Annotated in this window: 7 protein-coding genes and 1 pseudogene; 1 reads left to right on the top strand and 7 read right to left on the bottom strand. The window is 70.8% G+C overall.

The annotated features are described in order from the left end of the window. Window positions 1-1,055, bottom strand: a pseudogene (locus NL1_RS34835) (Ig-like domain repeat protein); the annotation flags it as partial. Between the two features lie 6 nt (window positions 1,056-1,061). Continuing rightward, window positions 1,062-2,744, bottom strand: a complete 1,683-nt coding sequence (locus tag NL1_RS34830) for an Hsp70 family protein (protein WP_067848918.1) — start codon at window positions 2,742-2,744, stop codon at window positions 1,062-1,064. A 104-nt stretch (window positions 2,745-2,848) separates the two neighbouring features. On the opposite strand from NL1_RS34830, the gene NL1_RS34825 reads away from it, so the two are divergent. After that, window positions 2,849-3,343 carry a nucleotide exchange factor GrpE gene (locus NL1_RS34825; RefSeq protein WP_067848922.1) on the top strand — a complete coding sequence of 165 codons (495 nt, stop codon included), beginning with the start codon at window positions 2,849-2,851 and terminating at the stop codon, window positions 3,341-3,343. 200 nt (window positions 3,344-3,543) lie between these two features. On the opposite strand, the gene NL1_RS34820 is transcribed toward NL1_RS34825, so the two are convergent. The 5 genes from NL1_RS34820 to infB form a co-directional block, all read right to left on the bottom strand. After that, window positions 3,544-4,935: an MATE family efflux transporter gene (locus tag NL1_RS34820; protein ID WP_067848916.1), complete on the bottom strand. Its 1,392-nt coding sequence runs from the start codon at window positions 4,933-4,935 to the stop codon at window positions 3,544-3,546. Between the two features lie 3 nt (window positions 4,936-4,938). Continuing rightward, window positions 4,939-5,940, bottom strand: coding sequence for a DHH family phosphoesterase (locus NL1_RS34815; RefSeq protein WP_067848914.1), 1,002 nt, complete (start codon window positions 5,938-5,940; stop codon window positions 4,939-4,941). A gap of 12 nt (window positions 5,941-5,952) precedes the next feature. Beyond that, window positions 5,953-6,396 carry a 30S ribosome-binding factor RbfA gene (gene rbfA / locus NL1_RS34810; protein WP_067848913.1) on the bottom strand — a complete coding sequence of 148 codons (444 nt, stop codon included), beginning with the start codon at window positions 6,394-6,396 and terminating at the stop codon, window positions 5,953-5,955. A 47-nt stretch (window positions 6,397-6,443) separates the two neighbouring features. Further along, window positions 6,444-6,734, bottom strand: a complete 291-nt coding sequence (locus tag NL1_RS34805; RefSeq protein ID WP_067848919.1) for a DUF503 domain-containing protein — start codon at window positions 6,732-6,734, stop codon at window positions 6,444-6,446. A gap of 114 nt (window positions 6,735-6,848) precedes the next feature. Further along, the coding region (gene infB, locus NL1_RS34800) for a translation initiation factor IF-2 (RefSeq protein WP_084511397.1) at window positions 6,849-8,889 on the bottom strand (2,041 nt) is incomplete at its 5' end.

Below are 8,889 nucleotides of genomic sequence, written 5' to 3'. Positions count from 1 at the left end.
AGCCGCCGCGGCGGTGCGGGCACGGGCGCCGGACTCGGCCTCGACGGTGCGGGGGCGTGCCGCGGCGGCGCGGATCCCACGGCGCGCGAACCCAATTCGACGGCGAGATCTTCGAGCAACCGACCCGCGGCGTGCGGGTCCATGCCGAGGGCGATCGCCTCGTCGAGCAGGAACTCGTAGTCCTCCCCGATCAGTTCGTCCTCGACGAGCACGGCCGCCCGCACTTTGGGCCGCAGTTCCGCGGTGATGTCCTCGACGATCGAGGCGACGTACTCGGCCACCACGGGCCCGCCGGGCTCCAGCAGGTCCTGCACGTGCACCAGCAGTTCGTCGAGCACCACCCGCATCCGCCCCGGCGGCAGCTCACGCGACCGCGCGCGCAATGCGTCGGCGCGCAGCCGGATCTCGCCGGTGTGGGTGGCGCGGCTCGGATCCAGCCCGAGCAACCCGAGCAGCGTCGGCGCGGGCGGACCGTCCACCAGCCGCGCCCATTCGGCGAGCAGCCCGCGGATCTGTTTGCGCCGCTGGTCGGAGAGCGCTCCCGTGGCCGCGGGGGCGGCGGGCGCCGGCTCGTCCTGGACGATCCGATGGCGACGCAAACGCGTGGCCACCTCGGCGGCGGTGAGTCCGCCCATCGCCCCGATCTCCTCCAGCCCCGGCACTTTCGCGGCGGGCACCCCGCCGTGGCGCTGCACCAGCCGGGAGATCGCGACGTCGAGCATCTCGTAGCGTTCTGCGTCGCGCTGTTCGCGCTCCTGCCGGATTCGGCTCGCCTCGGCCCGTCGGGCGGACGCGTCGAGCAGCAAGAAGGACAGCCGGTCGTGGCTTTCCACCAGCAGCCCGACGAGCACCCGGTACTTCGGATGGTCGCGCTGGCGCTGCCAGAAGCCCCACACCTCGGCGACCCGGGCAGCAACTTCGGCGTCATCGAGGGACTCGGCTTCGTCGAGCGGAATGTCGTAGAGCTCGAAAGGGTCCGAGTGCTCGATGCCGCCGCGGCGCTCGACCGCGGCGAGCACCCGCTTGCGGTAGTCGTTGGGGTCGAAAGCGTGCATGGCGGCTCAGCTGTCGCGGCGGCGGGAGCGCTGCACCTGGTCGAGTTCCCGAGCGACGTCGGCCTGCGACAGGGTGGCTCCGGTCTGCGCCGACAGGGTCAGCGGCAGGTCGGCGTCGACGTGGTGCGCGGTCACGTGCAGCACGCCGTCGAAACCCATCTCGAAGGTGACGCGCACCTCGCTGCCCGCGGGATAGCCCGGGGGGATGCCGCGAATACGGCCCTCCACAAGCACTTTCGTGTCCTCGGGGCGCATCGAGGCGGCTTGCCCCTGCTGTTCCACGATGGTCAGCTCGATCTGGTCCTGGTCCTCACGGACGGTGCCGAACGAGCGACGCACCCGCACCGGCAGCGTCTGATTGCGGTGCACCAGCCAGGCGGCCGCCAATCCGTAGTGCGAATCCAGCGCCAGCACACCGAATCCGCGCGACACCACGGTGTCGACCTGGATCTCCAGCATCCGCCGCACCAAACTCACCGGCTGGCCGAACGACTGGGCGACCCGGGCGATCGACTGGTCCAGATCCGCGGGGGCCGCCTCGTTCACCCCGGAGCCGTCCCGCAACCGACCGCGGGTGACCAGATCGGCGACGATCAGCCGCTCCATCTCGAGCTTCTCGCCGTAGAGCGCCGCACCGCGCGCCACCGACAGGTCCGGGTCGCGCAGCTCGCCGATCAGGCCGAGTTCCTTGGTCAGCTCGCGCTCGACCATCGGCATCCGGGAGGAGCCGCCCACCAGCAGCAGCCGGTCGATCGACGCCACGCCGCGCTTGCCCGCGGCGGCCAGGCAGTCCCTTGTGAGGTCGAGGGTGCGACGCATCAGCGAGGCCGTCATCGACTCGAGCTCGTCCCTGGTCAGCGTGATGACAGCGCGCGCACCGTCGTGCGCGACCACGATCTCGGTGCTCTCCGCGTCGCTCAGTTCGCGTTTGGCCCGCTCGGCGGCCAGCACCAGCATCTGCGAACCCGCCGAATCGTCCAGCGGGTCTTCGGCATCGGGGTTGGCCGCGCAGAACTGCTGGGACAGATACAGGGCGATGCGCTCGTCCCAGTCCGCGCCGCCCAGCTGGTGGTCGCCTTCCACGGCGAGCACAGAGATGCGCCGGTCGGCCAGTTCGATGACGGTGGCGTCGAAGGTGCCGCCGCCGAGGTCGTAGACCAGCACGGTCTCCCGCGCACCGGTCTTGCCGATGTCCACGCCGCCGTCGAGCCTGCCGAAACCGTAGGAGAACGCCGCCGCGATCGGCTCGGACAGCACGCCCGCGACGTCGAAGCCCGCGTAGGTGCCCGCCTGGATCGTGGCGCGGCGCTCCTCGTCGCCGAAGTACGCGGGCACCGTGATCACGGCCCGTCGCACCGGCTCGCCGCCGCCGAATTCCGCGTCGGCGGCGAGACTCTTGAGAATCAGCGCCGACACGGCGGGCGCCGACCAGCTCTCGCCGTGCGCCGCGAAACGCCACTCCGCGTCGCCCATCCGGCGTTTCACCAGCGAGCACACGTGCTCGGGATCCAGCCGGGCCTGCCGCCGCGCGCCTTCGCCCACCAGATGATCGAATGCGGACGCGAACAGCACGACGGAGGGAACCGTCGGTTCCCCGTTCATGCCGATCATTACCTCGGGCCGACCGTCGGCGTCGATCCGCGCGATCGCCGAGTTCGTTGTGCCCAGGTCGATGCCGTAGACCCCCATGGCAGGCGATGGTATCAGCCGGGTCCGACAGCGGCGCAGCGACCGATCGGCGAATTCGGCTGACGCCCAATCCCATCCACCCGTGCCCCGGCTATGGTGCGGGCATGACGGAACCAGTCGCGGAATCGCTCGCCCAACTCGCCGAACGCGTCGAGGACCTGTCCCGGGTCGTCGCCCGCCAGGCCGCCACCATCGAACGCCTCGCCGACGAGGCCAAGGCCCGCGCCCGCCATGATCGCGCAGGCGCCGATCTGCCGCTGGTCGTCGAGCTGTTCGCCCTGCACGGCGATACAGCCGCCTGCGCCGCGACCGCCGAATCCGCCAGGGAGCGAGCGGCCTTCGAGGCCGTCGCCGCACGCGTCGAGCGGCTGCTCACCGGCCGGGGCGCCGCGCTGGTCACGCCGCGGCCCGACGACCCGTTCGACTCGCTCACCATGGAGGCCGCCGACGTCACCGCCACCGCCGACCCGGACGCCGACCGCACCGTCGAGGCCCTGGTGCAGCCCGGCCTCACCGTCGCGGGCCGGTCGGTGCGACCCGCGGGCGTCGTCGTCCGCCGTTTCCGCGCGACCGAAAGCGCCGCGACGAATCCGGCGTGAGTCCGCATCAGCGAACAGGCTCGTCGCGGCGGTAGTCGTGCACGACGAGCGTCGGCGTCCCGTCGCGATCGCGGCCAGCACTGTCCGGTTCCACGCCGCCGCGCACTTCGAGCCATGTGTCCTCGTCAGTGACTCCTCGATGCCGGTCGAGTGCACCCGAATGTCGCGGGCGTCCGCGACACAGCAGGTGATGACATCGGTCAGGCACGCCCCCGCGGGATCTCCGCGCCCACCTGCGCCCAGCGGCCCGACAGCGTCCGCCAGACGACCGCCGCCAAGCGCAGCACCATGAAGGCGACCAAGCCGGACCAGATGCCCGCGATCCCCCAGTCGAAGACGAGCGAGAGCCAGATGGCGGGCAGGAACCCGACCAGCGCGGCGCCGAGCGTGGCGGTTCGCAGGAACGCCGCGTCACCGGCGCCGAGCAGCACCCCGTCGAGCGCGAACACCACACCGGCGACCGGAATGATCCCCACGAAGAACCACCACGCCACGTGGGTGCGATCCAGCACGGCCGGGTCGTCGGTGAACAGCGTCGGGACGACCGCGTACCCGGCCGCGAACGCGGCGGCCAGCGCGAGCGCGAAGACCTCCGACCACCGCGTGACGCGCCACGCCAGCCGCCGCGCGCCCACGGCGTTGCCGCTGCCGAGCGCCGCACCCACCAGGGTCTGCGCGGCGATGGCCAGCGAGTCCAACGTCAGCGCAAGGAAATTCCACAGCTGAAGGACCAGCTGGTGCGCCGCGACGGATGCCGCCCCGAACCGCGACGCCACGGCCGCCGCCGACACGAAGCACGCTTGAAAAGCCAGGCTGCGCAGGATCAGGTCGCGGCCGAGCACCAACTGGGCGCGCATCACCGACCAGTGCGGAACCAGTGAAACCCGTTCGCGCACCAAGGCGCCGAGGAACAGCACGGCCGTCACCGCCTGCCCGGCGAGGTTCGCCACCGCCGAGCCGGGCAGCCCCAGCGGCGGCGCGCCGAGCAGTCCGTGCACCAGCACCGGACACAGCACGGCCGAAAGCGCAAGACCGGCAACCACATACAGCAGCGGACGGCGGGTCTCCTGGACACCGCGCAACCACCCGTTGCCCGCCATGGCGATCAGAATGAGCGGCACGCCGAACAGCGCGATCCGCACCCACGGCAGCGCCTCGGCGGCGATGTCCCCGCCGCCCGCGATCGCGTCGGTCAGCGGAACGGCGAACGCCTGCACCGTGATCAGGATCAGCAGACCGACCAGGACCGCCAGCCAGGTGGCCTGCACGCCCTCGGCCACCGCCCCGCGCTCGTCCCCGGCGCCGTGTCTGCGCGCGGCCCGCGCGGTCGTCCCGTAGGACAGAAAGGTCAGCTGGGTACTCACCTGCGCGAGAATCAAACCCCCGACGGCCAGTCCGGCCAGCGCCAGCGCGCCGAGCCTGCCGACCACAGCCAGATCGAACAGCAGATAGAGCGGTTCGGCGACCAGGACGCCCAGCGTGGGCAGCGCGAGTCCGAGTATGCGCCGCGGCCCGGCCTCGGCGGGATCGGCGCCGCCACCGACCGGATCCGCGCGGACTCCCTCGGCGTCGCCGACATCCTGTCTGCTCATCCGCTATCCCAGCGCGGCGAGCAGCGCCCGCACCACATCCTCCGGGCGTCCGTCGGTGGTGTACCCGGCCGCGTAACGATGGCCACCGCCACCGAGCGCGGTCGCCACCTCGGCGACGTCCACGCCGTCCCGCGCGCCGGGCCCGGAGTCCCGCGACCGCAGCGAGACCGTCCAGCGGCCGTCGACGGTGCGCGACTCCTTGAACACCGCAGCCACCCCGGCCTCCGCCGTGGTGCGGACGATATCGATGACGCTCTCGACCTCCTCCGAGCGCACCCCCGTCACGTCGTCGCGGCGCACGAACACGTACGCCAATCCGGTGCCGCCGCGCGCCCCCTGCTCCAACCGGGCGGTGCCGAGGACCCGCGAGAGCATCGGCAGCCAGTCGAACGGATGCGTGTCCAGCAGCGTGCGCGCGATCTCCGCGCCGTCGATCCCGGTGGCCAGCAGCCGTTCGGCCAGTCGATGGGTGCCCGGCTGCACCCAGCGGAACGAGCCGGTGTCGGTGACCAGGCCCGCGTACAGGCAGTGCGCCACGTCGGGATCGATCGGGACGCCCCAGGCGTCGAGCAGCCGGGCGATCAGGCTGGTCGTGGACTCGGCGCCGGGGTCGACCACGTTGATCGCGCCGAATCTGGTGTTCGAGCGGTGATGGTCGAGCACCAGCGTCGTGGTGGCGCCGGGCAACCGGTCCGCCAGCGCGCCGAGCCGGCCCGCGCTTCCGCAGTCCACCGTGGCCAGGAGGTCCACCTCGCGCGGCACCTCCGCGGGCGGGACCAGATGCTGGATTCCGGGCAGCGAGCGCATGGAGGCGGGCAGCTCGGCGGGCTCGGCGAACGACACCCACACCGGGATGCCGCGCCGATGCAACACGAGTGCCAACGCCAGACCGCTGCCGATGGTGTCGGCGTCGGGTTGCACGTGGCACAGGATGGTGACCGATCCGGCGGCCGTCAGGGCCGCGACGGCCGCGTCGAGTTCGGCCGGGTTACCGCTCGTGGTCATCCGCGCCGCGCGTCACTCGGCGCTGTCGCGCTCGACCTTGTACGGGTCGGAGTCGCCTGCGTGCCTGGCATTGGCGGCCGTCTTGGCCACCGCGTCGTCGGCGGCCCTGGCGCGGGCCAGCAGCTCCTCCATCTCGCGCGCGGCGTCGGGCACCTTGTCCAGTACGAACGCCAGCGTCGGCGTGAACTTCACCCCTGTCCCCGCCCCCACCTTGGAACGCAGTACCCCCTTCGCCTTCTCCAGACCGGCGGCCGCGGCCGCGTAATCCGGTTCGGCATCGAGGGTTTCACCCATCACCGTGTAGTACACCGTGGCCTCGCGCAGATCACCGGTGACCTTCGCGTCGGTGATCGTCACGAAACGCAGCCGCGGATCCTTCACCTCGTATTCGATCGCGGTCGCCACGATCGAGGAAATCCGCTTCGCGAGTCGGCGTGCCCTGGCTTGATCCACCATGGCCGTTTCCTCCTCACTGTTGTCTGTATTCGGTTGGCGTCGCGGGCCTAGTCCTCGGGCCCGAAGATCCGGCGGCGTACTGCCAGCAACTGTAACTCCGGACGCGCCGCGACGTGCCTTTCACATCTGTCGAGCACCTCGGTCAGGTGACCCATGCTCGCGCTGACCATGGCCACTCCCAGCAACGAGCGCCGGTACCGATCGTGTTCCCCGCCCTCGGCCGTGCTCACGCCGAAGCGTTGCAGCTCGGCGAGCACCGGCCGGATGACCGACCGCTTCTCCTTCAACGAATGCACGTCGCCGAGCAGGAGGTCGAACTCCAGTGCACCTAGGTACACCCACACACCTTTCAGTGTCTAAGGCCGAACCGAACACCGCACCTCGCGCCCGGTGCCCGGCCGTACAGGCGGGGCCTCGGACGCAGGTGCGGTGTTCGAACTATCTCGGACCGATCAGTCGCGCGGCTTCTCGCGCAACTCGTACGCCTCGATGACGTCGCCCTCCTTGATATCGGAGTAGGTCAGCGTCATACCGCATTCGAAGCCCTCGCGGACCTCGGTCGCGTCGTCCTTCTCCCGCTTCAGCGAGGAGATGGTCACGGTCTCGGCGATCACCACGTTGTCGCGCAGCAGACGCGCCTTGGCGTTGCGCTTGACCGACCCGGAGGTGACCATGCAGCCCGCGATGTTGCCGATCTTCGACGAGCGGAAGATGGCCCTGATCTCGGCGCGACCCAGCCCGACCTCTTCGTAGATCGGCTTGAGCATGCCCTTGAGGGCCTTCTCGATCTCGTCGATGGCCTGGTAGATCACCGAGTAGTACCGGATGTCCACGCCCTCGCGGTTGGCCAGCTCGGTCGCCTTGCCCTCGGCGCGCACGTTGAACCCGATGATGATCGCGTTCGACGCCGAGGCCAGGTTGACGTTGGTCTCGGTGACGCCACCGACACCGCGGTCGATGACCCGCAGACGCACCTCGTCGCCGACCTCGATACCCATGAGGGCCTCTTCGAGGGCCTCGACGGTACCGGAGTTGTCGCCCTTGAGGATCAGGTTCAGCTCCGAAGTCTCCTTCAGCGCGGCATCCAGATCTTCCAGGCTGATCCGCTTGCGGCTGCGCGCGGCCAGCGCGTTGCGCTTGCGCGCATTGCGGCGGTCGGCGATCTGGCGAGCGATCCGGTCCTCGTCGACGACGAGCAGGTTGTCACCGGCGCCGGGCACCGACGTGAAGCCGACGACCTGGACGGGCCGCGACGGCAGCGCCGCCTCGACGTCGTCGCCGTGCTCGTCGACCATCCGGCGCACGCGACCGTAGGCGTCGCCCGCGACGATCGAGTCGCCGACACGCAGCGTGCCGCGCTGGATGAGCACAGTCGCCACCGGGCCGCGGCCGCGGTCGAGGTGCGCCTCGATGGCGACACCCTGGGCGTCCATGTCCGGGTTGGCGCGCAGGTCGAGGGCGGCGTCCGCGGTGAGCAGGACCGCCTCGAGCAGTGCCTCGATGTTGGTGCCCTGCTTGGCGGAGATGTCGACGAACATCGTCTCGCCGCCGTACTCCTCGGCCACCAGGTTGTACTCGGTCAGCTGCTGCCGGATCTTCTCCGGGTTCGCGCCTTCCTTGTCGATCTTGTTGACCGCCACGACGATCGGCACGTCGGCCGCCTGCGCGTGGTTGATCGCCTCCACCGTCTGCGGCATGACGCCGTCGTCGGCGGCGACCACCAGGATCGCGATGTCGGTGGCCTTCGCACCGCGGGCACGCATGGCGGTGAACGCCTCGTGACCCGGGGTGTCGATGAAGGTGATCAGGCGGTCGTCGTCGCCGAGGTGTGTCATCACCTGGTAGGCGCCGATGTGCTGGGTGATGCCACCGGCCTCGCCCTCGCGGACGTTGGCCTTGCGGATCGTGTCCAGCAGTCGGGTCTTACCGTGGTCGACGTGACCCATGACGGTCACCACCGGCGGACGGACCTGCAGGTCTTCCTCGTCGCCCTCGTCCTCGCCGTAGGTGAGGTCGAAGCTCTCCAGCAGCTCGCGGTCCTCGTCCTCGGGGCTGACCACGTGCACGACGTAGTTCATCTCGCTGCCGAGCAGCTCGAGGGTCTCGTCGTTCACCGACTGGGTCGCGGTGACCATCTCGCCGAGGTTGAACAGCGCCTGGACCAAGGAGGCCGGGTTGGCGTCGATCTTCTCCGCGAAGTCCGACAGCGACGCGCCGCGGGCGAGCCGGATGATCTCGCCGTTGCCGCGCGGCAGCCGCACGCCGCCGACGGCGGGCGCCTGCATGCTCTCGTACTCGGCGCGCTTCGCCCGCTTCGACTTACGGCCACGACGCGGGGCACCACCGGGACGACCGAACGCACCGGCCGCACCGCCACGGCCACCGGGACCACCGGGACGACCGCCGCCGCCACCGGGACGACCACGGAAACCACCGGCCGCGGGAGCACCGGCGCCCGCACCGGGCGCACCGGTGCCGCCACCGCCACCGCCA

Origin of the sequence: Nocardia lijiangensis NBRC 108240, from assembly GCF_001613045.1 — a bacterium.
In the GTDB taxonomy this organism is placed as follows: Bacteria; Actinomycetota; Actinomycetes; order Mycobacteriales; family Mycobacteriaceae; genus Nocardia; species Nocardia lijiangensis.
This window is presented reverse-complemented; position numbering and strand designations above follow the sequence as displayed.

Bases quoted from the DNA above. Each gene is read 5' to 3' on its own strand.
- NL1_RS34815 (WP_067848914.1), bottom strand. From the start codon at position 5,940: ATGACCACGAGCGGTAACCCGGCCGAACTCGACGCGGCCGTCGCGGCC.
- NL1_RS34820 (WP_067848916.1), bottom strand. From the start codon at position 4,935: ATGAGCAGACAGGATGTCGGCGACGCCGAGGGAGTCCGCGCGGATCCG.
- rbfA (WP_067848913.1), bottom strand. From the start codon at position 6,396: ATGGTGGATCAAGCCAGGGCACGCCGACTCGCGAAGCGGATTTCCTCG.
- NL1_RS34825 (WP_067848922.1), top strand. From the start codon at position 2,849: ATGACGGAACCAGTCGCGGAATCGCTCGCCCAACTCGCCGAACGCGTC.
- NL1_RS34830 (WP_067848918.1), bottom strand. From the start codon at position 2,744: ATGGGGGTCTACGGCATCGACCTGGGCACAACGAACTCGGCGATCGCG.